The sequence below is a fragment of the Pseudobutyrivibrio sp. LB2011 genome, assembly GCF_000701765.1.
Taxonomy (GTDB): Bacteria; Bacillota; Clostridia; order Lachnospirales; family Lachnospiraceae; genus Pseudobutyrivibrio; species Pseudobutyrivibrio ruminis.
On the sequence record NZ_JNJS01000003.1, the window covers coordinates 58,135 to 84,505 of the forward strand.

Annotated in this window: 31 protein-coding genes and 1 riboswitch; of the genes, 2 read left to right on the forward strand and 29 right to left on the reverse strand. The window is 38.6% G+C overall.

What is annotated here, in order from left to right:
- Positions 1-16: 16 nt before the first annotated feature.
- From T375_RS06085 to T375_RS06095, 3 genes are read right to left on the reverse strand one after another with little or no spacing between them, the layout of a single operon-like run.
- Positions 17-1,174 carry an alanyl-tRNA editing protein gene (locus T375_RS06085; protein WP_044936303.1) on the reverse strand — a complete coding sequence of 386 codons (1,158 nt, stop codon included), beginning with the start codon at positions 1,172-1,174 and terminating at the stop codon, positions 17-19.
- A gap of 12 nt (positions 1,175-1,186) precedes the next feature.
- Positions 1,187-1,606 (reverse strand): hypothetical protein, encoded by a 420-nt coding sequence (locus tag T375_RS06090; RefSeq protein ID WP_044936305.1) that lies wholly within the window; start codon positions 1,604-1,606, stop codon positions 1,187-1,189.
- Entirely contained in the window at positions 1,596-2,240 is a 645-nt protein-coding gene (locus tag T375_RS06095; RefSeq protein WP_044936306.1) for an HAD family hydrolase, read from the reverse strand. The genes T375_RS06090 and T375_RS06095 overlap by 11 nt, the downstream gene beginning before the upstream one ends.
- Before the next feature lie 90 nt (positions 2,241-2,330).
- Here T375_RS06095 and T375_RS06100 point away from each other — a divergent pair, with 90 nt between their 5' ends.
- Positions 2,331-3,098 (forward strand): YlmH/Sll1252 family protein, encoded by a 768-nt coding sequence (locus tag T375_RS06100; protein WP_044936308.1) that lies wholly within the window; start codon positions 2,331-2,333, stop codon positions 3,096-3,098.
- Between the two features lie 6 nt (positions 3,099-3,104).
- Here T375_RS06100 and nadE read toward each other — a convergent pair whose 3' ends face one another.
- Positions 3,105-3,854, reverse strand: coding sequence for an NAD(+) synthase (gene nadE, locus T375_RS06105; protein ID WP_044936309.1), 750 nt, complete (start codon positions 3,852-3,854; stop codon positions 3,105-3,107).
- 11 nt (positions 3,855-3,865) lie between these two features.
- Positions 3,866-4,678 carry an NUDIX hydrolase gene (locus tag T375_RS06110; RefSeq protein WP_044936311.1) on the reverse strand — a complete coding sequence of 271 codons (813 nt, stop codon included), beginning with the start codon at positions 4,676-4,678 and terminating at the stop codon, positions 3,866-3,868.
- A 157-nt stretch (positions 4,679-4,835) separates the two neighbouring features.
- Here T375_RS06110 and T375_RS06115 point away from each other — a divergent pair, with 157 nt between their 5' ends.
- On the forward strand, positions 4,836-5,891 hold the full coding sequence (locus T375_RS06115) for an SGNH/GDSL hydrolase family protein (RefSeq protein ID WP_044936313.1): 1,056 nt from the start codon (positions 4,836-4,838) through the stop codon (positions 5,889-5,891).
- Positions 5,892-5,893: 2 nt separating this feature from the next.
- Here T375_RS06115 and T375_RS06120 read toward each other — a convergent pair whose 3' ends face one another.
- The 24 genes from T375_RS06120 to T375_RS06235 all read right to left on the reverse strand — a co-directional run bounded on the left by T375_RS06120 (position 5,894) and on the right by T375_RS06235 (position 26,245).
- Positions 5,894-7,177 carry an alginate O-acetyltransferase AlgX-related protein gene (locus tag T375_RS06120; protein ID WP_044936315.1) on the reverse strand — a complete coding sequence of 428 codons (1,284 nt, stop codon included), beginning with the start codon at positions 7,175-7,177 and terminating at the stop codon, positions 5,894-5,896.
- Between the two features lie 8 nt (positions 7,178-7,185).
- Positions 7,186-8,433 (reverse strand): MBOAT family O-acyltransferase, encoded by a 1,248-nt coding sequence (locus T375_RS06125; RefSeq protein ID WP_242839267.1) that lies wholly within the window; start codon positions 8,431-8,433, stop codon positions 7,186-7,188.
- A gap of 239 nt (positions 8,434-8,672) precedes the next feature.
- Complete coding sequence (locus tag T375_RS06130) at positions 8,673-9,767, reverse strand: acyltransferase family protein (protein WP_044936319.1); 1,095 nt, start codon at positions 9,765-9,767, stop codon at positions 8,673-8,675.
- Between the two features lie 5 nt (positions 9,768-9,772).
- Complete coding sequence (locus T375_RS06135) at positions 9,773-10,156, reverse strand: PH domain-containing protein (RefSeq protein ID WP_044936321.1); 384 nt, start codon at positions 10,154-10,156, stop codon at positions 9,773-9,775.
- 97 nt (positions 10,157-10,253) lie between these two features.
- Positions 10,254-11,093: a CPBP family intramembrane glutamic endopeptidase gene (locus tag T375_RS06140; RefSeq protein ID WP_044936323.1), complete on the reverse strand. Its 840-nt coding sequence runs from the start codon at positions 11,091-11,093 to the stop codon at positions 10,254-10,256.
- A gap of 11 nt (positions 11,094-11,104) precedes the next feature.
- On the reverse strand, positions 11,105-11,761 hold the full coding sequence (locus tag T375_RS06145; protein WP_044936325.1) for a hypothetical protein: 657 nt from the start codon (positions 11,759-11,761) through the stop codon (positions 11,105-11,107).
- Positions 11,762-11,770: 9 nt separating this feature from the next.
- Complete coding sequence (locus tag T375_RS06150; RefSeq protein WP_044936327.1) at positions 11,771-12,418, reverse strand: hypothetical protein; 648 nt, start codon at positions 12,416-12,418, stop codon at positions 11,771-11,773.
- A gap of 1 nt (position 12,419) precedes the next feature.
- The gene (locus T375_RS06155) at positions 12,420-13,298 is read right to left on the reverse strand and encodes an ABC transporter ATP-binding protein (RefSeq protein WP_044936329.1); all 879 of its coding nucleotides are present in this window, start codon (positions 13,296-13,298) and stop codon (positions 12,420-12,422) included.
- A gap of 29 nt (positions 13,299-13,327) precedes the next feature.
- Positions 13,328-13,696 (reverse strand): GntR family transcriptional regulator, encoded by a 369-nt coding sequence (locus T375_RS06160; RefSeq protein ID WP_090394782.1) that lies wholly within the window; start codon positions 13,694-13,696, stop codon positions 13,328-13,330.
- A gap of 162 nt (positions 13,697-13,858) precedes the next feature.
- Positions 13,859-14,473 carry a DUF6033 family protein gene (locus T375_RS06165; RefSeq protein ID WP_044936331.1) on the reverse strand — a complete coding sequence of 205 codons (615 nt, stop codon included), beginning with the start codon at positions 14,471-14,473 and terminating at the stop codon, positions 13,859-13,861.
- A 177-nt stretch (positions 14,474-14,650) separates the two neighbouring features.
- Complete coding sequence (locus T375_RS06170) at positions 14,651-15,112, reverse strand: hypothetical protein (RefSeq protein WP_044936333.1); 462 nt, start codon at positions 15,110-15,112, stop codon at positions 14,651-14,653.
- The gene (locus T375_RS06175; RefSeq protein ID WP_044936335.1) at positions 15,109-16,653 is read right to left on the reverse strand and encodes a DUF4153 domain-containing protein; all 1,545 of its coding nucleotides are present in this window, start codon (positions 16,651-16,653) and stop codon (positions 15,109-15,111) included. Before T375_RS06175 ends, T375_RS06170 begins: the two co-directional genes overlap by 4 nt.
- 2 nt (positions 16,654-16,655) lie before the next feature.
- The gene (locus T375_RS06180; protein ID WP_033152907.1) at positions 16,656-16,868 is read right to left on the reverse strand and encodes a helix-turn-helix domain-containing protein; all 213 of its coding nucleotides are present in this window, start codon (positions 16,866-16,868) and stop codon (positions 16,656-16,658) included.
- Positions 16,869-16,885: 17 nt separating this feature from the next.
- Complete coding sequence (locus T375_RS06185) at positions 16,886-17,362, reverse strand: DUF2975 domain-containing protein (protein ID WP_044936337.1); 477 nt, start codon at positions 17,360-17,362, stop codon at positions 16,886-16,888.
- Positions 17,363-17,532: 170 nt separating this feature from the next.
- Positions 17,533-18,267, reverse strand: a complete 735-nt coding sequence (locus T375_RS06190) for a nucleoside/nucleotide kinase family protein (RefSeq protein ID WP_044936339.1) — start codon at positions 18,265-18,267, stop codon at positions 17,533-17,535.
- A gap of 146 nt (positions 18,268-18,413) precedes the next feature.
- A complete protein-coding gene (locus T375_RS06195) occupies positions 18,414-20,096 on the reverse strand; it encodes a phospho-sugar mutase (RefSeq protein WP_044936341.1) in 1,683 nt (560 codons plus the stop codon).
- Positions 20,097-20,167: 71 nt separating this feature from the next.
- Entirely contained in the window at positions 20,168-21,454 is a 1,287-nt protein-coding gene (locus T375_RS06200; protein WP_049960320.1) for a bifunctional folylpolyglutamate synthase/dihydrofolate synthase, read from the reverse strand.
- Entirely contained in the window at positions 21,454-21,972 is a 519-nt protein-coding gene (locus T375_RS06205) for a folate family ECF transporter S component (protein ID WP_044936343.1), read from the reverse strand. The genes T375_RS06200 and T375_RS06205 overlap by 1 nt, the downstream gene beginning before the upstream one ends.
- A 64-nt stretch (positions 21,973-22,036) precedes the next feature.
- Positions 22,037-22,132: riboswitch (THF riboswitch) on the reverse strand.
- A gap of 105 nt (positions 22,133-22,237) precedes the next feature.
- On the reverse strand, positions 22,238-22,924 hold the full coding sequence (locus tag T375_RS06210) for a 5'-methylthioadenosine/adenosylhomocysteine nucleosidase (RefSeq protein ID WP_044936345.1): 687 nt from the start codon (positions 22,922-22,924) through the stop codon (positions 22,238-22,240).
- A 28-nt stretch (positions 22,925-22,952) separates the two neighbouring features.
- Entirely contained in the window at positions 22,953-23,414 is a 462-nt protein-coding gene (locus T375_RS06215) for an S-ribosylhomocysteine lyase (protein ID WP_044936347.1), read from the reverse strand.
- A gap of 12 nt (positions 23,415-23,426) precedes the next feature.
- Entirely contained in the window at positions 23,427-23,978 is a 552-nt protein-coding gene (locus tag T375_RS06220; RefSeq protein ID WP_044936349.1) for a DJ-1 family glyoxalase III, read from the reverse strand.
- A 100-nt stretch (positions 23,979-24,078) separates the two neighbouring features.
- Complete coding sequence (locus T375_RS06225) at positions 24,079-24,438, reverse strand: hypothetical protein (RefSeq protein ID WP_044936351.1); 360 nt, start codon at positions 24,436-24,438, stop codon at positions 24,079-24,081.
- A 143-nt stretch (positions 24,439-24,581) separates the two neighbouring features.
- Entirely contained in the window at positions 24,582-25,505 is a 924-nt protein-coding gene (locus tag T375_RS06230; protein ID WP_044936353.1) for a SufB/SufD family protein, read from the reverse strand.
- Positions 25,505-26,245, reverse strand: a complete 741-nt coding sequence (locus tag T375_RS06235; protein ID WP_044936355.1) for an ABC transporter ATP-binding protein — start codon at positions 26,243-26,245, stop codon at positions 25,505-25,507. Before T375_RS06235 ends, T375_RS06230 begins: the two co-directional genes overlap by 1 nt.
- Positions 26,246-26,371 lie beyond the last annotated feature (126 nt).

Sequence of the window (26,371 nt, forward strand, 5' to 3'; positions counted from 1 at the left end):
TTATATTGCATTTTTGTTACATTGTTCGCTCGATTTCGTTTCTTGTAGCTGCTACGCTGCCTTGAGCCATTTGCTTGCTGCCGCCACCTTTGGCTCCTAAAAGCTCTCGCATTCCTGCGGCAATTGCTGCACAGTCCCTGGTCTTGCTTCCAATTACAAAGTTGTAGCCATCATCGTCATTTCCTGAGAATATGCAGCACAAGCCATCATGCTTTTCAACTAAAGCGTTGACTCCATCACGCATTATCTTTGCATCTAAATCTTCAGAGAAGATTGTGATATCAGGAATATCAGATGGATAGCTTTCTATTTGATTCATCAGTATTCCTGATTTGATATCGCTTATGCGATATTTCAACTGCTTGCCTTCATCCATCAATGAAATGATCTTATCTGGTACTTCATCCTCTTTGCAGCTCAATGTGCGGTACGCTTTAGCCAGCAATTTCATACGACGATTGTAGTCGTCTAAGGCTCTTAATCCACAAAGGATATAGATTCTTGTTCCGCCTTTGTATTTCTCGTATGATACCACTTTTAACATGCCAACCTGGCCAGTGCTTTTAACATGTGGTGCACAGCAGGCACATAGATCAACTCCTTCGATTTCCACCAATCGAACTGGGCCATCAATTTCTTTTTTACTTCTGTAGGCTATTGCTCCAAGCAGTTCCTGTTTAGGATAATATGCTTTGACTGCCACATCCGCAGCAATCACCTCATTTGCCTTTCTTTCGATATGCTCAACCATATCCTCTGAAAGCTCTATATTCAGATCGAGTGTGACCGTATTGTCGCTAAGGTGGAATCCAACATTTTCAGCGCCATATTCATTATGAGCAAGTCCTGTAAAAATATGCTCTCCTGTGTGCTGCTGCATATTTGAAAAACGATGGTTCCAATCAATCACACCATGAACTTCCTCACCAATCAGGAAGCCCCCTTTGCAGTAATGATAAACTGTATCCCCCTCAATCTGTACATCAACCACCTGATGCTCATCTAAATGGCCTATATCGCTGGTCTGTCCTCCCTGCTCAGGGAAAAACAAAGACTTATCAAGAACAACCTTATAAAGCTTTTGATCCTCTTTTACAGTTTCATCGCAAGAAATTACCTTAGCTGTAAAATCCTTTGCAAATGCATCTTCATCATAAAGTGCTATTGTTTTCATATATATTCACCCTTAGTTTTTGCCGATTGGAATACCAAAAATCTTTGTCTGGAATCCATCTCGTAAGGTCTCATAATCTGTGTAGTTAATAGTAGATTTGAAATGATTATTCCAAGTATCCTTTAGCTTGTCACAGATTTCTTTGCCATTTTCTTCATTTGTAAGAATAGATGGGAACACATAATAAATCATGAAATAATTCAGATTCATTAAGTCAGCGCCTCTTACCTTGCCAAACTTTTTGAATGCAGCTGTTACATCCTCGCAAAGCTCCTTTGCGCTAGCTTCTACATCATCAGCTTCCACCAAATCCTTTAGCAAATCATATCTCTGCTGATTAAACATATCCATCTGCTTTTCATAGTCCTTTTTGTTGTGGACCTTGCTAAGATATGCTACATCCTCAAACAATTTTTCAACATTAAATCCCATCAATAATACCTCCTAAATCTTTTATGTCATCCACCTTTGCTGCGTATCCATCTACTGAATCGCCATATCCATATGCTGCCCAGATGAAATCAACCCCCGCTGCATCGCAAGCATCCTTATCGCCTTGAATATCCCCGATGTAGACCGGTTTCTTCAAACCATTTTTCTTGGCAATTCCTTTTATGTTATCAGCTTTTCCAAGACCATTGTCACCATAACAAATGAAGTCAGTGAAATACTTTCCGTAACCACTTCTCTCCAGGAATGATTCGATATATCCCTGCTGACAATTGCTTACTATAAAAAGCTTTGTCTTTTTGCAAAGTGTCTCAAGTGTTTCCTCCAAGCCTTCATATGTTGTATCACCCTTTGACTGTGCCAAATCCTGCATCTCATATTCTTCGCAGAGCTTTACTGTATCGTATCTGCGATTTGAATCTTCGTCAGGAATACAGGCATCAGCAATGTCTGTCATTGTCTTTCCAAAAAGCTGCTGAAGCTTGGCTGGAGTGAACTTAACATCATACCCTTTATCCTTGCAGGCTCTTTCCCAGCTTGCAGCGAACAATGGTGTGTTGTCCCAGATTGTTCCATCCATGTCAAAAATCAATCCATCAGTATGTATCTTGCTCATTTAATTGCTCCATTTTCTATATATAACTAGGTGCTATTTTATAACATTTTCAGTATAATTGATAGATAAATTACCTAGAAAGGAAACGGTATGAACGACGACGATCAGCTTTTATATAAACGACTAATAGAGCTTTCTAACAGAGCCTATCAAAATAACATTTATACCTTCAGTGATTTTCTCAGCCTATCCCAGCAGGATGTACTTTATCAGGCTGCAAGAGACAAATCCTTTGCACCTATCAAATACGATTTGTTTGGTGGATATGAAAATTGCGAGCGCAAGATGGTTCGCTTTGGAAGTGAAGCAGATTTTGGATACGAAATTGATTTCCCCATTAAATGTATCAAGGTAGAGCCTCTTGCCAAGAAATTTGCAAAAGAATACACCCACAGAGACTACCTGGGCTCTCTCATGAGCCTTGGCATGGATAGAAAAAAGTTTGGTGATATCTTTGTAGATGGCATGGATGCGTATATCTACGCCGATGAATCTACTGCCGATTATCTCCTGGAAAACTTTGTTTCCGTAGGACGTAATTCTGTTAAGTGTTCTATCTCGGAATTGCCTGAGTCATATAAAAAATCAGCCCTAAAGGAAACCACCATACAGGTAGCCTCCCCTAGAGCTGATGCTGTTATTTCTAAAGTTTATAACCTAAGCCGCAAGGATACCATTCCATATTTCACCGAGAAAAAGGTATCGGTTAACGGTCACATTGTCGAAAACAACGACAAGATTCTCTCTGCTGGAGATTCGGTATCTGTCCGTGGCTTCGGTAAATTTAACCTCGTAGAAGAAGGTGGCCTGTCTAGAAAAGGCAAGCTCAACCTTGTGGTGGAAATCTTTGGCAGATAGCCGCAATTAATGTCTCTTGTATGCAGGCATTAACTGAAGCTTGTGAAGATTTGCCACATGCTTTCTATCGATTGATTCTCTAACGTCGGCTGGAATGTCGGCGTTGGAATCTGAAATATATTCATCAAGCTGAGCATACTTAAATCCAAGCTTATCTTCATCAGACATTCCTGATAATCCATCAGAAGGTGTCTTGTGCACTAACTCATTTGGAAGTCCCAAATATTCTCCAATCTGAAGAACCTCTGTAACTGTGAAATCCTGAAGCAATGAAACATCACCTGCTGCATCGCCGTACTTTGTTGAATATCCAACGTAATCCTCTGAAGCATTGCATGTGTTAACAACAAATGAGGTAACTGGCTGTCCCTGTGCAACTGCGTACAAAGTAGACATACGAAGACGTGGTGCCAAATTGATACGTAAATCCTTTGTTACTTCAAAAGCACTGGCCTTTTCAAAAGTAGCAATGGCTGCATTGTAGTAATCTGTAATAGGTACTACTTCGTTTGGTATTCCAAGGAAATCTACTAGCATCTTAGCATCTGCCAAATCTGACATCTCGCCATTTGGCATAATGATTCCAACTACTCTATCTGCTCCAAGCGCCTCTTTTAAAATAGCTGCTGTTACAGATGAATCCTTGCCACCAGAGATACCAATAACTGCTCTTGTGTTATCTCCGAATTTGTTAAACCATTCTCTTGTGTACTCAATCAGCTTCTTTGTTTGATCTTCAACATTAAACTCTCTCATCGTTATGCTCCTTATTTCAGTCGATATAATTCCGACATTCTACGTCCGACAATTGACTTTTCTTTCTTACCAACTGGCTCAATTCTGTCAGCAACCATAATTCTAAAGTTGGCCTTGTAAAGGCTGTGACCTAAAAGTAACTCATAGATTACCTGTAAATCAGGAAGTGTAAACTCTTTGTTTGCCATGCTGAATGGAAGGTCAGTATATTCGATTTCTCTTCTAAGCTTGATCATTGACTCAACAATAATCTCATCATGATCAAATGCCAACTGAGATTTGCTCTTTTGCGATGCTACAGTGTTTGCATATCTAACATTTCCGTTTTGGAATCTCTTTGTAGAAAGCTGATATACGATTTCCACTCCAATATCGTCATTGAAAATACGAAGCATATTGTCTGTAAACTCAAAATCAAACCATGCAGCTTCCAATGCATCATCACCGCCTCTTACTGGTGGTGCAACTGGAGAGAGTGCCATGTAAGCAACACTCATTACACGTGTACGAGGATCTCTGTTAGGCTTTGAGAATGTGTAAACCTGCTCAAGGAATACATTCTTAAGACCTGTCTCCTCCTTAAGCTCGCGGGCTGCCGCCTCATAGCATGATTCATCCTCGTGTACGAATCCACCTGGAAGTGCCCAACAATTAATGAAAGGATGAGCTCCTCTTTTTATAAGTAATATCTTTAAACCAGAATAATCTTTTTTAGGTCCTAATACCATCATATCAACTGTTACGGATGGTCTAGGATAATCTCCTGGGCTGTACTGTGCAAGAAATTCTTTTTCGGTTAAACCGTTCTTGTCTTTATACTCCATCTTATCCTCCTATTTTCCCTCATAATCAATAATTCCATAGTAGTAATGTACTACCTGTTTTATATTTTGTCAATCATTAATCAATATTTCTTACTATTCTTATTTATGATATACTTAATACTTGAAATCTAAATATTATGATGATTGGAGAATTATTTTGAGAAAAAAACTAATAGTAATCCTTTGGATATCATTGGTTGTTCTAGTGATTGCCTTTTGTTCTCTTGTAATTTATCAAAACAAATTGGCTGATGAAAAACTAAAAGAACAGGAACGTATAGAAGCCGAACAGGAGGCTGCTGCCTTAGAGGAAGCAGAAGAAGCTGAAGAAGAAACCGATGAGGAGCTTCCAGCTGACGAATATACCTTTACAGATTTAGAGGCTACTTATTTTGCTCAATCTGACGCCACTGTTCGCGAAGAGCCATACGACACAGCCGAAATCATTGGTACTCTTTCCATCGATTCCCGAATCTCCGTGGTTGGCACTTGCAATGAAACTGATTACTACAAAATAAAGATTAATGGAGATTACGGCTATATCGCCTTTGATGATGTTTCAGAAGAATACATCGACATACCAGTTCCTTCTGCAACAAAGTCTGTACCTACAGCATCAAAGGACATCCTTTTCATAGGTAATTCCATCACCTTCTATCCAGCCACATCTGACTGGTGGGGTTCAGGATGGGGTTGCGGCGCATCAGCACCTGCCACTGATTATGTTCATTTGACAGTTGCGGCAAAGGGATACTCATCATATGATTGCATGTCGCTTAGAGCTTGGGAGTTTTCCAACACTAGAAATTACGAGCTTGATGACCTGGATCCATACATCACAAATTATCAATACAGCACTATCGTTATTGAATTAGGTGAAAATGTTAAGGGACACGAAACACACTTCAAAGAAGATTTAAAAGATATGATTACATATATCAAGTCCTACAATCCTAATGCTCGTATCGTAATGCTTGATAATTTCTGGAAATATAGCAGTATCATTAGTACGAAAAAAGAGGTTGCTTCAGAAATGGGCTGTACTTATGTAAGCCTTTCAGATATTCAGGGTGTTGCAGAATATCAGCTTCAAGAAGGCGACCAATATACAGCACCCGATGGCACTGTATATACAATCGGTTCCTTCCTTGCCGGTCATCCAAACGATGCTGGATATGCAGCAATCGCTCAGCATTTAATAAGCGCTTTGTAACATTATTTCAAAACATTTATCACACGTTGCATTGTTTTAAATGCTTCATAGTCGTATCTTTCTACGGCTTCAATAACAATTACATCAGAGTTTTTGATGTCCGAGTGTATTTCCGACATATAATCACGATGCGCAAAAGTACACTCTGTAAAATCCTTTGAAATATAAGGCATCATGTTTACACGAAAGCTGTCGCCGATAAGGCACAGCTTTTTTTGATTTGCCCCATCACTTGTGGTATGGCAAACCATAGCCTCAGTGTCCAAGCCATTAACTGTAATCTCAGGGCGATAATCCACTGTGTATTCCACATCGTCATGGTAGATTTGATCATCTGGGATACCCATGTATGTGTATAACTCGTATTTTTCTGCATCCTGTGTGCCGGTAATCCATTGAGTTGGAGCGGTCTGCTCCACTCCCATTGCAGCGTAAAGTGCATTTGTGCCATACAATGCGCCAATATGATTCCAGTGGCTGTCGTATTTGTAGTAAGTCTGCAAAATACCTGCTGCATACAAGGATTCAGTAAGTGGATATAAATATGGTGTAGAGCAATTTTCTGAAATATAGCTGTGTAGCTGCTGCTCTCTTTTGTATGTGTTTGCTATATCGACTGTAGGCATGTACTGGGAATATACCTGTGATTTATTTGGAGCGATGTAAATATATAGCTCCTTTCCCTGGGCTGTACACAGAGCCTGCAGCTCATTAAGCTTGGCTGCATAGCTAGCCATCTCACTTTCGCTAAGTATATTTGTGCCCTGATAGCATTCTATTTCATTTTCCCCGTATAGGAACAGCCAATTCTCCCTAGCAAGGATTACATCCTGATATACGTGAAGCGGGAAGTATGTATCTGTTTCAGCCACCTCTTCTACTGGCTCGCTTGCTTGAACCTCCTCGCCTGGCACGATTGGTTTATTCGTCTCACCTTTGTCAGCACTTTCAACAATATTTGTAGGAGTATAAAGCTTGTTTCCAATGGCAATCTCCACTTTATCAAACTGACCTTCCACCCCATCATTAAGAGCTTTATACCATGTAATAAGGGTATATCGAAATGGTATTCTATCGTCAATAAAGCTTGAAACAGTTTCTCCAGAGTTAAGCAAATCGCCCCAGTCTATTGTGGCCGCCTCTCGATTCTCTGTCTCTACATTTGAAATCTTGCCATAGAAATCCGGAGCAACTACTCTAAGCAATCCTCCTCCCACCCATGGGAATACAAGGATTGCTAAAAAGACTAATATGAAGATTTTGTTCTTTAAATTCGTAAAATTCATATTGCTCCTTAAAACTGATAATAAATGAATGGATTGTAAGTTCCATTTACAAGGAATAACAAACTAACTAGTAATATTGCAAGGCACACTGCCATGTTACCCTTTACCGCTTTGACACTCATATGAGCCTGGACAAATCCTGCAAATATCACTGCTGCAAAAATAGCGATTACACCCATGCCTGATAAATATGTAAACAGGTTCAATATTCTGATTCCGCCTGCAAACATTCTAGAAATATAGGTAAATGCAGATATTATGGAATCCGCTCTAAACACTACCCATAAAAGATTTACAACAAAAAATGTTAATAATCTATTTAGGAATTTCACTGGATTCTTTTCCAATATCTTTCCAAACCAAACTCTTTCGAATATAAGCAAAATGCCATACACCAAGCCCCAAGTAATAAAGGTCCAGTTAGCTCCATGCCAAATACCTGTCAAAAGGAATACGATAAATATATTCATGCAGGTCTTTTTCATGGTACATCTGCTTCCACCTAGAGGGATGTACACATAATCTCTAAACCAGGTAGAGAGTGAAATATGCCAGCGTCTCCAGAACTCTCTAACTGATTCTGCCCTATAAGGATGATCAAAGTTTTCTTTGAAATCGAATCCAAACATTTTTCCAAGGCCTATGGCCATATCAGAATATCCGCTGAAATCATAGTATATCTGGAATGTGTAACAAATAGAGCCAAGCCATGCGACTGTAGCATCCAGCTGTGATATATCAGCTGCCCAGATTTTATCTGCAATGGACGCTAACGTATTTGCGATAATAACCTTTTTGCCAAGGCCAAAGCAAAATCGTTTGATACCAGCTGCAAACTCGTAGCTTCCAACACTTCGCTCTGTCAGCTGGCCCGAGATATCTTTATAGTGAACAATAGGTCCAGCTATCAGCTGTGGGAAGCATGAAATGTATAGCGCAAAATACCAAAAGCTGCTCTGTACCTCCACCTGGTCGTTGTATACGTCAATTACATAGGACAAAGCCTGGAATGTAAAAAAAGATATACCAACTGGAAGAACAATCTGTGGAAGATTTAATGCACCTGTGCCCACTCCCGAAAATAGATTTGTAAATCTATCTGAAACAGTAAGGCTTCCGCCAAAGAATATATTTTCAATTATCGCTATAAAAAAGTTGAAATATTTAAAGAAAAAAAGAATGCCTAAATCAAGAACAACAACAGATACCAAGAATATCTTGTTGAACCTGTGGCTATGACGATTGCTTGCGCACAAAAATCCCCCAGCCCAATTTATAAAAATAACTATGCCTATCAGCAGGAGATATTTCACCCCGCCGAAGGCATAGAACACCAAGCTGAATATTAAAAGGATTATGTTGGAAAGCTTAATCCTATTTGCATATGAACCACCTTTAAGCCTTGGAATACCATAGTAGGCCAACAGGCATAAAGGTAGGAAAATTGTAGTAAATAAAATAGAACTAAAAACCAAGTTATTCTCCCTTTGTAATACTAGTTTTTAATCATTAATGTAGTGAGTGGCTTTTTCTTGTTGAAAAATGAAACTACTACATCACATACATAAGCCCCAATGAGAGTCACCACCGTACATCCCAAAACCTTAGCTGGGAAGCTGATGCTTGGAAGTAGTGACTGCACTAATCTAATGCTATAGAACTGATTTAAGTATATAAGCAAGCTCATCTTTCCACACCAGCCAAATATAGGCTTGTCAAAGATTTGATGACATGGATTAACATTTGAAAATGTAAGAATTAAACCAATCATCATAATAAACAGTGTTGGGAAGCTGTATTTAGGATCAACTCCTGTTACTGCATATCCAAATACAAGTAAATAACAAACTAGCTCTACTATTGCTAAGATGTTTTTCCCTGCCTTTGTAAATTCGATTTTGTTAAGCTGTCTCGTAAGGCTATATGCACTACATCCAAGCGCCATTTCTGACATTCCTCTAAGGAAGCACTTGTAGAAGTGACCTGTCCAGCCATCAATTCCAGCCAAGCTGTTGTATTCATGAGCCATGTAGCCCAGCACAAAGAGTGCCAAAAGTGGGCAAACAATTTTTACAAAAGCCTCGTAGTGACGTCTAAGGAAGTACCAGAAAATAAAGGTAACCATAAGCCATACATCCAAATACCAGGTAAGCTTATTTACCCAAGTACTATCAAATCCAAAGACCTGAAGGAAAAATACAGAAGCCCAGGAATCAACCACATAGCTGATTCTTCCTTTTACTGTATTCTCCAAGAAATACGCATTTACGATAATCGTAAGAATAATCGCAAACAGATGATATGGAAAAACATTCTTGATTTTCTTCCACATCATCTGTGCTGTTTCTGTACCAATTAATTCTGTGCTGACAGATCTTTTAGCAAAAGCACTGGCAGCCAGCAGATAGCCTGAAACCAAAAAGAAAAACTCTACTCCAATATACCCATGATTGAAAAAGTATATTCCTTTTATTCCAATGCTAATATTTCCATCCACTGCAAATCGCTTGTGAATATGGAAAAACAGAATCCCCAAAGCAAAAATAAAACGTAAAAACTCCACTCGTCCATTTTTCCCTTGTTTACTCATATCGTCTAAAAATCTCCTTCGTGGATGTCATTGTCATCCACATCATCTACCATATTTTCTCTTGTGTATACACGCTTTGCCTCGCGCTGCTGTTCAACCTGAACTGAAAGCATTTCCTTAACATTTGCAGAATTCTTAACGTTTCTGATTTCAAATGTGCCAAGGCTTTTATCAGATGAGCTAACAATAATAGAACCAACACCAAAGATTCTCTGTCCTAAGCTGCGCTTAAGCTGTAAATCAAGGATTCTATATAGTCTAACTTCATTCTGCTCAAGGTTGAAAAAACCAGTTTCAACAAAGAGTCTGTCTTCACTCATGCTGTACTTTGTAAAGCTGATAGGTAAGCCCAAATGTCTTTTTCTATCATGCCATAAAATGTTTGCCATAGTTATCCTCCCAAATAAAAAATGATGTAGCCTTCGGCTACTAGAGGAGGCCTTTTCTGCGCAAAGCTTGAAAAAACCTCCTCATTAATTATATCACTTATGCCTCAATTGTTCCTTCTCTTTTTGCTATAGACTTGAGAATCAATCTTGTTAAGAAGAATGAACCAACTGCAAGTACTCCCGTAACAACTGCAGATGTGATCATACTAGAGGTGTTCGCGCGTCCCACCTCTGCTGTTTCCGCAAAATCCATTCCAACCTGTTCCATTGCCCAATTCATCATAAAAAGAAGTGCCATATTGTATCCGTTGAATACTATATGCATAATCATTGATGTGAAAACACTTCCGCTGGCTCTGTTTGTGTAAGCAAAAATCAAACCTAACACAGTTGCATAGCAGAACTGATTAATATTCAGATGAAGAGCACCAAACATTAATGCTGAAATAATAGCAGCTGCTGTAAATGGTAAGATTTTGTTTAATCTATTTGTAAAGAAACCTCTGCAAACAATTTCTTCTACTATTGGAGCGCTAATTACTGTAGCTACCAATGTGAGCCCTACTGATTCTGCTGCAAACTGATCTACTTCTTGCAATATTACATTTGGAACTATAAACTGTGAAAGTACATTTGCAAACATTGCCATAGGACTTACTACAATTGTAAGCAAAATAGTCTGAAAGAATGTTGCCACTTTTATTCCTTTAAACCCAAATGCTTCAACAATTGAATCTCCCTTTTTGATAGTGTAAGCAAACACCGGAATCAAAAGGCAAATATCCAAAACAATAACGTGGGCATATGTTGGAACATTAATGCCTAATACATTTGTAAATATCCCAAAGATTGTGTTAATACCAAGTTCAATTACTATTTCCAATAAAAATAATAACATTAACTTTGCTACTTCAATTTTGTCGATTTTCTTTTCCATTTTCTCTCCCTTTATAAATCATTATTTACTGCTACTCTTCTGGTTGTTAGCCAGGCGATAATAAGTGTAACTATTATAAAAACTATGATTCCAAGCCATATTCCAAGCTGATTGTAAACAGGATTTACTAGATGATCAAAAGCGCTTGCAAAGCAATCTCTAATTACTGGGAATATGTGCGAAAGTCTAGGAACTCCAAACATTAATACAAAAATGCCAACGTAATATACCCAGTATGCATTTTTTCCAAATCGAATGATGCTATTACCAACGGCCCCAGAAATCAACGAAAATAAACCAAAACAAATTGCCGCTACTTTTAACACTACGCTAGCTCCAACCACACTTGGCAAAGCAATGATAATCAAACTAATAATAATGATTTCAACCAAATCATATAGTCTTGTATAAATAAACATCTTTTTTCTTGTCATACCAAATGACAAAGCTCTTGGAAAATCTGTTGCAATCAAAAATGGTTTAAAGAATAAGCTCATTCCTATATATCCACCTGCAATAAAGCTTGCACATAGCTCTATAATAGTTAAGTCATCTTCTGTACATGCTGTTATTATTAGAGACAGAAGCACTGCACCAAATACGATTATCCCATAAAAGATTTCATTGTACTTCTTAATCTCAAATGTTGCTTTTAAATCTCTTATCATATCGTCCCCCTACCTAACCATCATGGTTTTGCTGAGCTTGTATCCCCAGGCTTCTAAACCTACAAATAAAAGTATTATTAATATTGGAAATAGAATTGGCGGTATACTAGCTACGTTTGTTACTAATATAGCGTTGCCATCTATTGCTGCTCCAACACCTATCATTCCACCTAATATGGCACATCCCAAAACAATAACCATAATTACAACTTTTCCATGTCTTCTAAGCTTGTGCCCAATAACATTTCCTGCCGCACCGGTTACAAGCCCCATTAATGCTGTTGCATATACATAGAACATAAAAAACTTGCTTAAGAATATTGATGCAACCACTGCCACAACCACTGTATTACATACAACTATAATTAATTGCTTTATTAGCTGGCCCACGAATATATCTTTTCTTCTAGCCCCCATTGAAAGAGTGAGACTATCATACCAGCCTGGGCCATACATAGAATAAATACCATTCAGTATTGCTGTAAACAAACCGCCAACCATCACAAACATTCTAGGAATGTATTCCTTTAAATCTTCGTCACTTCCGATTAGAATCCATTCCAGAATAAGCAGCATTTCGATTAAAAGTATAATTCCATAGTTTTTTAAGCCATTAATCAAATAGTACTTATATGTTCTCTTTGAAAGATCAGACATACTAAGCCTCCTTTCTCTCATCCACACTCATGGCATAGAAAAGATTCTGAAGTGAAACTGGCTCTACCATAACATCCTCGGAAAAACTATCAACTGGCTCATCAGCAAGCACTGTAACAACCTTGTTGCGTCCAATTGACTCTGGATGATAAACCTTTAAATCCTTTACAGCTGCATCTACCAATGTTTCTTCTCCGCTGATGCGATATGCTCTAGCTAATAAGCCTTCTGTATTTTCCTTAACAACAATCTGGCCATCATCAATCATGATAACCTCTTCAAACAATGAAGCTGCCTCTTCGATGATGTGTGTACTGATGATGAATGTTCTGCCAGTAGCTGCGTATTCTTCAATAACAAGCTTGTAGAACTGTTCTCTTGCTACAACATCAAGACCTGCAACTGGCTCATCAAGGATTGTAATTTCAGCCTTACTTGCAAGAGCGATAATGATTGTTACTGCTGAAAGCATTCCCTTTGAAAGTCTGTTGATTTTCTTCTTAATATCGATGTTAAAAAGCTTTATAAGCTCCTTTGCATATTCCTCATCCCAGTTAACATAAAATGCCTTTGCTGTAGATAAGTAATCCTTTACCCTGTATGTGTTTGGTCCAAACATTGTGACTGGTGAAATCTCTCTTGAATAACAGATTCTTGAAAGAGATTTTTCATTTTCCCATACTTGCTCACCGTCAAGTGTAACTGTTCCTTCTGAGGCAGGATTTTGAGCTGTAAGGATAGAAAGAAGAGTAGTCTTTCCTGCTCCGTTTCTTCCAATCAGTCCATAAATCTTTCCTGTCTCAATATTAATGTCTACGTTCTTTAGAACTGTGTCTTTACCATATCTTTTAACAATATTCTTTCCTACTAATGTGCTCATATATCCTCCATTCCTCCCATAAAGAAAAACTATACTTCACTAGTTTCATCAATAAGCTTTTTTAAATCTTCTTTTGTAATACCAATCAACTTTGCCTCGCTAATTATTTTTTTGAGGTAAGTTTCTTTGAAGCTTGTCTTTCGAGCTTCCATGATTTGTTCTTTAGCTCCTGCCTGTACAAACATACCAATACCTCTTTTCTTGTAAATGATTCCTTTATCAACCAATAGATTAATTCCCTTTCCAGCCGTGGCAGGATTAATCTTATAAAACTTTGATAGCTCTGTTGTGCTAGGCACTTGCTCTTCTTCCTTAATGATGTCCCTTAATATTTCATCTTCTATCATTTCGCTTATCTGCAGATAGATTGATTTATCTTCCCCTAAATTGCTTAACACACACCCACCTCCTTTACTTCATCGGTTAATTACTTGTGTAATTAACCATATCACCATATATTATATCTGTCAATTATTTTTCTAAATTTTTCTAATATTTTTTTGACAATAAAAAAAGTAGCAGACTCTTTCAAGTCTGCTACGGCCTATATTTACTAGGTTTTAACCTCTACATTCATCATACATGTCTAACAATGTTTTTGCTAAATCCTCATCCTCTTCTGGAAGGTCAATAAATGCTCCTGGAATTACATTGTAATCTTCCTCTTGTGTTGGTGTTGGATATTCACCGTAGGAAGTGGAAAAATGTAACTCATCATTAACCATCGTAAAATAATATTCTATGCATTCTAATGAACATCCTATTTCAATGCCGCATTTAGCTGCCTCTTTTGTGTTCTCTTGATATACTTCATCACTTGTCACATCTCTTAGTCTTTGAAGCATTTCCTGTTCAAATTCCGGATCAGCCTGCATCTTCTTTATAACAGATACATCTATTCTGACACTTTTCTGTCCTGGCTCTGTGTAGTTTTCTCCAACTAAGTTCATTGAGCCATCATAGCCATAAAATGCACCATGGTCCATAATCTTTGATGCATCATCCAAAGTAAATGCTACATCAGGGAACTGTTTACACATATCTTTGTAGTAAGACACAGTTGTATCTTCCTTCTCACTTTTCATAGTGAACTTAAAAACTGGCTTTGCTATCTCGTTTCTAAAGCCATTATATTTAATTTTCAAATTGTAATCAGCCGATACTCTACTAATCATCTCTAATCCTCCAGTCGGGATAAATAAAAAGGCACCTATTTCAATTTCATTCCATTGAAATAAGCGCCTTCCTTAGCTTCCCTATTGAACTATTACGTATAGAATATCGGGTATAAGCTTTTTTATTTTAATATACAAACTGCACTAAATTACACTTCTATATTTGGCCTTGAATACTTAATCGATTCTTCTTCTGTAAATTATTCTTTCACTCTCATATTGAACATATCTAACATCCTCAGGATCGAGAAAATCCCCTTTTTTAACTGTTATTATGCCATCACTATGACTAGTTTCTATTCCTTTTTCTGGATTAACCTCTGTACCTAAAGCAACTAAATACATCCAGACTACAATTATTAATCCTCCTATTACAGCACCCATTATAATAAACAGGTTTTCTAATGCATTAAATCCCTCTGATTTTTTAGTTGCCTTATACCTTAAAATATAAATACATAAAAAACCTATTCCTAATATCCACATGAACAGAACTAATTCATATAAATCCATATATATAAATTCTCTCAGCTCTAATTGTTTTGGCACACTGTGCAAAAGTATATATAATACTACAGATAGAACTGCAAGGACTTCAAAATATATTGTTGCAAATCGCTTTAAAGAGTCTTCTTTCATTTCGCATCCTCAAATACTTTCTCTGCTCTCCAATATGAATAGTTGAACTTTCTGATGCTGCCATCATATCTGCTTTCCCAATAATACATAAAAACACGATCTTTATATAGATTAAGTAACTCCTCATCCGACTGAAATGCTGGAAGTGCATCCAAAGACAAGCATTCTGTTACATATGATGTAATTGATTCGTATGAAGTATCATTTCCATCCACATGTGCCAAATCATACTTCGCTATCTGATAATCAGGATTAGCAAATGCAAATACTAAGTAAGCTACTGTGATTGTTACCATGGCAGCTTTGAATACTGGAAAATCTGGTTTATACAATCCAATAATCAAATATGCAAGCCAAAGGCTAAGTACACAAAGGAACCAAAGTACAAACAATCTAAGGAATGTAAGCGTATACGCTCCGATGTATAGAATCATCCTCATAGCGGAAGATGCAATCATTATGTATGTGCAAATGCCGATGATAGATAGAATACATGTTAACAATTTATTCTTTGCAAACATTCTTGAGCAAACTGACACAAGCGCCACGTTAATCAAGCATACTGCAAGCAACTGGTAGAATCCCTCGTGAGCATATGATGCGTATGTGTATCCAGCTGGTAAAGTCATGCTTCCTGTAAATAAGAATAATACCTGTATCAAGCAGAAAAGAAGATATACTAAACCGAGTAAAACAGTGAATGTAATAGCTATAAGCGGATTTGTGTTTCCCTGTTTTGCTGGACCGATTCCAATTTTCTTCTTATATAAGGAATTTGGAATTATATATGCGCAGATAAATGAGATGCACAATGTTAATACTATGCCAACAAAATCGCCAAAATTATCTGGTAGGTGGATGCCCTCAAATACTTTTTCTAAAATACGGCTGAACACTGCATCTGCTGACACAAGCAAGCTAACAACCACTGCAAGAAGCGGAACTGCAACAATAAGTCCAATAAGAACTGCCATAATGGCATTCTTTTTTTCTTTACTTGTCTCACTGCCTCTTTCCTTTACAAAAAGAGCAAAGTCCTGAAATGGCCACGCAATGTTTGCTATAGGTCGTATCATTGTAAGTGCGATTCCGCCAAGCCATCCAACTATGTCCCAGCCAGTAGTATCAATGTAAAGCTGCATGATAAATGAAAAGAATAGTAGGAATATAGCCAAGCCGCTAAGCCACTGGATGCTATAGCTTGTAAACATGCACTTTGTAACTGATAGCAATAACAATGAAATCACATAAAATAGATTTAATCCTATTTTTCCATTTTTATTTTTTAGGAATGGCAATCCATCAGTTTTTCTCACTAAATATATTAGGCCAAATGTTATTGCCATAAATATAGGATATGTAATTCCCGATTTATTCTTGTACAAGCAAAACGTATATACGATAGCAAATACAAGAGATAATAATCCATATTTTCTGAAGCTCTTTGCATCGCCTTTAACCTGCGCCTGCACTGGAGCTTCTAAAACAATATTTGTCATACTTGGTTCATTATAATTATTTTCTCTAGCGGTATTGTCCATAACTATTCCTCCTCATCCACAACGTATTCCAATATGTCACCCGGCTGGCAATCCAATGCTTTACATATGGCATCCAAGGTTTCCAGCCTAACTGCCTTTGCTTTATTGTTCTTTAGAATTGAAAGATTGGCATTTGTGATTCCAACTATTCCCGCCAGCTCAGTCAATCCAATTTTTCTTTTTGCCATCATGACATCTAAATTTATTACAATCATATTTTCACCTGAGCTTTCTATATAGTTAAATCATTTTCCTGCTTGTAACTAACAGCTCTTTCAAACACTCGAGCTAAAACCTTGCTGAATAATCCTGCAAAGAAGAATACCCCTGCTACCACAACAGCTGAAGGTGTGAAATAAACGAAGCAACGAAGTAGCTTCACTCCTGTGATTACAAATGCGTATGTTCCCATCTTGTAAAGACTAGTAACATTTGGCATTACAAAGCAATCATCCTCTATAACAGTTTTCATCATCTTTCTAAGCTCAAACAGAATCAAAAGTGCTGAGCCGCCAGCTACCATAATGGAAACAACTGCATATGGATAATGCTCTAAAATCTTTGCATACTCTGTTGTCTTGCCAAGAATCTTAATTGTAAGATTTACTGCATATTTCAAACCAAATGGAACGGCCACTTCCATCACTGCTCCTATGAAAAAGCATATGTCCAAAATCCTTTTTACAAATACATTTAATTTATTGTTCATTGTATGCCTCCAATGCATTTCATTTCTTAACTTAATTTTGTTATATCACTCTTATTTTTGTTTTGCAACAACTTTTTATCGTTTTGCGATAAATATTTTCCGTTTTACATTTGTTCTAAACATAAAAAAGCTCATCCCCTTTTATAAGGGATGAGCTAAAAACTCAATTATTAAATTACTTTATACTCATTGTTTTCCAGGATTTCCAGATTTAAGTCTGCTTTCTTGGAATGGTGTAAAACCTCTAGGGCATTGCGCATATCTGAGTATTCTACAAACTTCTTTGCAGCTTCCAATGGAGTGTTCTTTGCTTTGCGCTCCACCAATCTGCTTCGAAGCATATCCTCATCTGCGGAAATGAAAATAGTGTAGTCTGCCATACTTGAAATGTCCTTCCAACCATCTTCATCCAAAAGCAGATAATTGCCTTCCAGAAGCACTATATCTGAGTCAATCTGGATTGTGTCTTCCACGGGATTGTGGAGATTTCTGTCGTAGGTTGGCCAGCCACATTTTTCGCCACTGGCTACTAGCTGTACGCGCTTTGAAAGAGCATCCAAATCGAATGTAATTGGCGCGCCCTTTATCTCCACCATTTTGATTGTCTTTCCATCTCTGACAGTTTCATGACTAAGTAAGTAGTCCTGATAATGATGAAATCCATCCATTCCAATTGTCTGGATTTCCTTCACCCCATCTGTATTCTTGGACAAATACTCCAGAAAATCAAGAAGCGTACTCTTGCCTGCACCAGGAGGCGCTGCAAGCATCACAAGTATCCTCCGCCCCTTATCCTGCTGCATAGCCGTAAGCTTTCGTAGCAGAGGTATAAATATCTCGTTGACATTATCTTCGCTGTAGTACGCTTCTACATCGTAGCCGTTAATATTTGCTGAATATATCATTGATGGTGAATCTCCTATTTTGTTTCCCAAAGAGTAAGAAAGTTCAAGTAGACATCAAGCTCTACTATTTCTCAAGCGAGGTATGTCACCGAGCGGAGAAATCAGTAGGCTTGTAGTCGTAACTTGAACTTTCGTAGTCCTTAGAATTACTTAAATAAAGGTTTTAAAGCTTCAGCAAGCTTGTCTTTCATATTCTGTGCTTCAGCAAGATCTTTTCCTTTTGTTGTGAAGTAAGTCTTGATCTTTGGCTCTGTACCTGAAGGGCGTACAACAACTGTGCATCCATTTTCAAGGCCATAGATAAGAACATTCGAAGAAGGAAGTCCTGTCTCTGCTGTGTTCTTGTAATCTGTAACCTTTGTAACAGCGATACCTGCGATATCCTTTGGTGGATTTTCACGAAGTGATGTCATGATACCAGCCATTGTATCCATACCTGAAAGGCCTGGGAACTCAAATGAATCTACCTTGTTGAGGTAACGACCATACTCAGCATAAATCTCCTCAAGACGCTGCTTGATAGAGCTTCCGATGCTGCGGTAGTAAGCAGCCATTTCGCAGATAAGCATTGAGCCGATAACTGCATCCTTATCACGAACATAAGGACCTGCAAGGTATCCATATGACTCCTCGAATCCGAAGATAAATCTATCTACTTCTCCGTCAGCCTCAAGACCGGCAATCTGATCACCAATCCACTTGAAGCCTGTAAGAACTGAGCGAAGCTCTACACCATAGTGCTCTGCAACTGCATCAGCAAGTGGTGTTGAAACAATAGACTTAACTGCTACAGGGTTCTTTGGCATTGTGCCCTTTTCGATACGTCCTGCTGCAATGTAGTCAAGAAGAAGTACACCAACTTCATTACCAGAAACAAGCTCATAGCTTCCATCTGGGCACTTCATAGCAATACCAACACGGTCTGCATCTGGATCAGTAGCAAGCATTAAATCTGCTCCCTCTTTCTTTGCAAGCTCAAGACCAAGCTCAAGTGCTTCAAAGATTTCTGGGTTTGGATAGCTGCATGTTGTGAAGTATCCATTTGGATATTCCTGCTCTGGAACAATTGTTATATCTGTGATACCGATATCGTTAAGTACGCGTGTAACTGGAACTAAACCTGAGCCATTAAGTGGGCTGTAAACAAGCTTGAGGCCAGCTGTCTTGCAAAGGCCTGGACGAACCTGTCTATCTTCAATTGCTGCATAGAATGCATCCTTGCAGTCATCGCCAACAAACTTGATAAGTCCCTTCTCAACACCCTCTGCAAATGACATATATTTAACGCCATTAAGAATGTCTGTCTTTTGAATCTCTGCATAAACGATAGCTGCTGCATCGTCTGTCATCTGGCATCCGTCTGGGCCGTATGCCTTGTATCCATTGTACTTAGCAGGGTTATGAGATGCTGTAACCATAATACCTGCATTGCATTTATAGTAGCGTGTAGCAAATGAAAGTGCAGGAACTGGCATAAGTGCATCGTAAATACGAACATTAATACCATTAGCTGCAAGAACACCTGCTGCAGTCTTTGCAAAAACATCACTCTTGATACGAGAGTCATAACTAATTGCTACTGTCTGGTTGCCGCCCTGAGTCTTAACCCAGTTTGCAAGTCCCTGTGTAGCCTGACGAACTACGTAAACGTTCATACGGTTTGTACCTGCGCCAAGCACACCACGAAGTCCTGCTGTACCAAAGGCAAGTGCTACTGCAAATCTGTCTTTGATTTCTTCGTCATTCCCCTCAATTTTTAATAATTCTGGCTTTAAATCTGGATCATCAAGATCAGCTGCAAGCCAACGCTTATATTCATCATTGTACATAATTATTTCTCCTCCATATGTCCTTAACTGTTATAATTTTAAGTTTTCCGGTTAGTGGTGTCAACCTAACCTTAGGCTTTATCAAATAAGGAGATTAGATATAGTGAACCTGCTAAGCATACAACCTCAGACTGCTTTTTTATATCTTCAATGGTAGATTTTGAATCTAGAGGCTCGGCTTCAATTCCTCTTTCCTGTATCATCCCCGCCAACGCCTGTGGCTTCATCGTCCTTGGATTTGGCACAGCCACTGTGTAACACTTCTTCATCATAGGCGCAAGAGTATCAAGTATTAAATCCACTTCTTTGTCAGCAAGGATTCCTAGTACAAAAGTAACCTTTTTACCTGGGAAATAAGTTTCCAAGGATTCTCGCAAAACCTTTGCTCCCTGGCGATTATGCCCACCATCAATCACCAAAGGCGGGTTGTCTGATAGCAATGTGAAACGGCCAAACCACTTCGTATTTGCGATACCTTTTCTTATGGACTCCTCAGTAATATGGTATCCCTTCTCCATAAGCTTTCTTGCTGCTGCAATTGCCACTGCGGCATTATCTATCTGATATGTTCCAAGCATTGTAGTTTCATATTGGAGTCCCTCTGATACGGCAAAGCTCTGGCCATGGATATCTCTTGATAAAATCTTTGCAGGCTCCACAAACTCTATTGGGACATTATCATTCGACTTACAAGTAACTCTCAATACCTTCTGAACCTCAGGCTCCTGGGTAGCACTTACAACTGCTGTACCAGGCTTTATGATTCCAGCTTTTTCAGTAGCTATTTCCGTTAGCGTATTTCCAAGTATAGTCATATGGTCGTAGCTGATAGGGGTGATGATAGAAACAAGTGGAGCCGGTATTACATTTGTTGTATCCATTCTGCCACCCATGCTTACTTCTAAAAGTACAATCTCACAGCCCTTTTTCAGAAAATAGATAAATGCCATAACAGTCAGGAATTCGTATTCGCTAACAAAGACTCCATCTGCTGCAAGTTCATCGTAGGCAGGCTTTACTTCTGAAAACACCTCTGCAAAATCCACGTCTGAAATATCATCGCCGTTTACTTTGAACATTTCGTTATATCTATATAAAAACGGTGAAGTAAAGGCACCCGTAACAACGGATGCCTCATTTAAAATACTTGCTAAATATGATGTTGTGGAACCTTTACCATTTGTTCCAGCTATATGGACATATTTTAGTTTATTCTGAGGCTTGTCTAGTTTTTCCAAAAGCATTAATTCTGCATCTAAGGAGAAATAATCCTTCTTGGCTCCTCCACCCTTGGGTGGAATAAAATGGGGCATGTTTTTGAAAAAGTCTATTGCCTGAGAATAACTATATTCCTTCATTATTTTGCAAATTCTCCTATTCTTGTTCTGCCAAATGCTTTGACGATTGAATAATAAATCACTGACATAATAGGAATCATGATAAGTTCCTTTGGAAGTCGTGCCATGATTGTTGCAAAATAACCGTTCTGGAAATATAAAACGTCCAGCCAGTAGCTGTTTAATATAATTCCCACTACAATAGTGTAAACAACCTGAGTTGCCAACACTCTTGCAAATGTAATCTTTTTGTTGTGTAGCATCAGTCCAAAGATAATACCACCAACAATACTACTGAATGTAAATCCTGGGAAGAATGGGCCAGTTGGCTTTACAAGATATCCTCCGATATCTGTAATTCCTCCTACAACTCCTGCTACAGCAGGGCCAAAGAGCTGTCCGGCCATCTCAACTGGCAATGCGCCAAATCTGATTTCTATCAGCTGATTGATTGGTATTTTGAAAAATCCCAGTACAATTCCTAGTGCTGATAACATGGCTGCAGCTGTAAGTGTTTTTGTGTTAGTTAATTTCTTCATAAAAAATACACCTCCTTTGCAGTCTCCTTTTGTCTACAATGAAGGTGTAATAAACCTCGTATGTAGCAGCGGGATGCGACCATAAAACCGCGGATAATCCTTCGTCCATCTGCCAACTCCCTGTGCAAACGGCACTTAACGCTTTACAGTCTACTCTGCATTTCTTGTTAATAGTTGCCTAGATTATATGTGTATTCCACATAAATAGCAATACCTATTACAGAAAAAATCTCTTTCCCGTAATAGGTATAAATTATAGCCAATATTATTTTAATTTCTCAATTACATCCAAAACGATTGCAATTGACTGCTCTGCAGCTTTACCTGCAAATGTGTTGTAATCCATTGCACTTCCATCTGCATCTGAAATAGAACGAATAAGTGTAAATGGTACTTTGTTTACGTAGCATGTTTGAGCAATGCTTGCACCTTCCATATCTGCTGCGATTGCATCAAATCTTGTTCGAATTGTCTCACGCTGCTTGTTTGTATCTACAAATAAATCTCCTGAAGCAATAACACCAACCTCGTAATTGATGCCTCTTGCAGAAAGTACATCTGTAACATTCTTTCTAAGATCGGCATCTGCTTCAAAATTGATTACATTGATACCAGAGATAAGTCCTAATGGATCACCTACTGCTGTTGTGTTCATATCATGCTGAACAGCTGACTCTGCAACTGCTACATCAAGTACCTTAAGTGTAGGTACAAGTGAACCTGCTACTCCGATATTGATTACATGGTCTACTCCAAAATGAAGCACCATAATCTCTGTACAAATAGCAGCGAATACCTTACCGATTCCACTAACTGCTGCAACTACAGGCACGCCGTTAACTTCACCTTCAATAAAGTTTACACCACTGATTGTTGATGTCTTTTGATTCTTAATGCTTGGCTTGAGATTCTCAATCTCAATCTGCATAGCACCTATAATTCCTAATTTCATCTCTATCCTCCTAGTATTACTTCCTATCCTAATCTGGATAAGTGAATTCCATATTTGACCATGAATTAAGCACGTCCAAGTAACGCTGGCACTCTGTTTTAGCGAGCTGAATATCCAGGTTCTCATAGTGGCCACACTCAATTGCACTCTTTCCGAATACGTCTCCCTCGTGGTCTACTGTCTGCTTGAAAACTTTTTTAACTACTTCGAATGTCTTTTTAGAATCTACTCCCTTAATTACAAGATAGAATCCAGTCTGGCATCCCATTGGTCCAAAGTAAATTACATGGTCCGCGATTTCTGAGTTACGCATATATGTTGCAATCATATGCTCCACTGAATGCATGGTCGCATTATCCATATAATCACCTGCGTTTGGCTTACGAGTGCGTAAATCGTATGTGATTATATCTCCATCATCTACACGTGAAATGTAGAAGCCTGGAGTGAGTACATTATGGTTAATTGTAAAACTTTTAATCTTTTCCATTTTAAACCTCGTTTAATTATTATACACAATAGCCTGTGCCAGCTTATTTGCAACATCCTCACCCTTGAATGTCTTTACAATCTCAAGTGCGAATGGAATTGCTGTTCCCATACCACGGCTGGTAATGATGTGACCATCGTGGCAAACACTGTCGGTTGAAACATTTGCTCCCAGCAAATCTCCTTCCATTCCTGGATAGCATGTAGCTTTCTTTCCTTCAAGAAGTCCTGCCTTTCCAAAAACTGTTGGCGCTGCGCAAATAGCTGCAAGCCCCTTCTTTGAAGTGTTAAATCCATGTATCTGATCCATGAGAGGCTCACAAAGCCCAAGATTTAATGTGCCTGGCATTCCGCCTGGAAGCACTATCATATCTGCTTTTTCAAAGTCAGTATTTTCTATCAGCTTATCACAGTATGTTGTGATTCCATGAGCTCCAGGAACCTTTTTGTTGCCAGTGATAGAAACCATGTCTATTTCAATATCAGCACGTCTCAGAATATCAACAACTGTAAGTGCTTCTATTTCCTCGTGGCCTTCCGCCATAAATATAAGAACTTTGCTCATATCCGTTACCTCCCTGCTATTATCATATCAACTAAAATCTATGATAACACAAAAGAAGCCGAATTTCTCGGCTTCTTTTATCATCTATTTAATATTAAATTTATGCGTATGCATCAAATCGGCTTCCCGCCATTCCATAGCTAGCGCCTACACCTTTCATACTGTAGCTAGTATTGTTTGATGAGAACTGCATTGCTATGTTATTAAATTCATTTGAAACCTGAAGGGTTTTCTTTTGTCTCTCCAGTGGATCAATCTGAATCGCCTGGTCGTCTACATCCTGCACCTGGGCATTAGGGTACTGAACAGGAGATGCCCCATTCACTACGCCACTTTGCTTAGTAGACTCAGTATTGTAAACATCTGAAAAATCTGCATCATTATCAACCGCATAATTCATAGGCTGAACTGATGCTACATTTCCATATGAACCTATTCCCATAATTGGTGAAATCGCCATACTTATTCCCTCCGTGCTTTTTCATAATATCATGATTATGTTTTTCAAAACCAAAAATCACAATCTTTATAAAGTAAAATCACAGAGAATTCATTGATACACATGATGCCAAAATATGTAGCTGAAAGTATCTACTTTCGCTTTTATCTAAGGAATCCTGCCACAATTTGTTCTTCTGCCTCTTCTTCTGTAAGTCCTAGTGACATAAGCTTAATAAGCTGGTCGCCAGCAATCTTTCCGATGGCTGCCTCATGGATAAGTGCAGCATCCACATTCTTTGCATCAAGACGTGGAATTGCTACTACGTGTGCATTTCCCATGATGATAGCATCACAAGCTGCATGACCGTTACATGCTGTGTTACCTTCGATTGCTACTTCAAAAATCTGCTCAGAATCATCCTTTGCAACAGAACGAGAAACAACGTCTGCACTTGAACCCTCGCCGTTAAGAGCAACCTTGTAGTCTGATGTAGCTTTCTGTGTACCATGTGTCATAAGAGCTTCATGGATAAGAAGTGTCGCTCCTTCTGCAAGCTCAGCAACATTTGTACGGACTGTAGAATCAACACCCTTAATCTGAACCATTTCCATTTCTACATAGCTGCCTTCTTCCTGATATACATTAGTTACAGGATTAAGAATTCTGGCGCCTTTGCCATCGCCCTCGCCATAATGCTTTTCTACGTATTTAACCTTAGCATTCTTGCCAACGTGGAATGTGTGAATACCATCGTGCTGTGAGTCCTGGTCTCCACAGTTGGAAATACCGCATCCTGCTACGATAGTAACATCTGCGCCTTCTCCAACATAGAAATCGTTGTATACCATATCCTTAAGTCCACTCTCTGTAAGAACTACAGGGATGTGAACGCTTTCGCCCTTTGTACCTGGCTTGATTATGATATCAATACCTGGCTTATCTTCTTTTGTAACGATGTCGATATTTGCTGTTGTATTTCTACCTGCGCTTGTACCGTTTGCACGGATGTTGTATGCGCCCTGTGGAATACCATCTAAATCAGCGACCTCATGTAAAATGTTCTTTTGAATTGCATCTAAAGCCATTACTGGTCACCTCCTAACTTTTCGCAAGCAATATTCGCTGCTGCAGATGTACCTAAAAGTTCAGGAAGGATTTCATCCTTTGGTCCCTGCTTCTTAACCTTACCATTTTCGATAACAACGATTTCATCGGCGATATTTAAGATACGCTCCTGATGAGAAATAACAATGATTGTTCCGTTGATTGTCTTACGCATGTTCTCGAAAACCTTGATAAGGTTCTGGAAACTCCATAAATCGATACCAGCCTCTGGCTCATCGAAAATTGAAAGCTTTGTACCACGTGCAAGAACTGTGGCGATTTCGATACGCTTAAGCTCTCCGCCTGAAAGTGAGCCATTAACCTCGCGCTCAACATAGTCCTTTGCGCAAAGGCCTACTCGTGAAAGATATTCACAAGCTGCAGCAACTGAAATGTTTTCTCCTGCTGCAAGACGTAATAAATCAATTACTCTAATTCCTTTGAAATGAACAGGTGCCTGGAATGCAAAACTAATTCCACGCTTTGCTCTTTCAGTAATATTCTTCTGTGAAATGTCCTCACCATCAAGAATAATCTGTCCTGATGTAAGTTCATTTACACCCATAATAAGCTTTGCAAGTGTTGACTTACCGCCACCGTTTGGTCCTGTGATGACGATAAACTTTCCATCCTCTACTGTGAGATTAAGATTATCAATGATTTCTTTGGTAGTGTCACCCTCATCTTCAACCTTGTAACACAGGTTTTTGATTTCTAGCATATTTCTACTCCTAACTCTATAAAACTCTCCCTAACTACTATGCCAGTAGCAGTTAGGCACAACTAATTCGATTGCACAAAATTAATCGAGCTTTATTATATTACCACGTTTTGCTCTGTTTTTTTA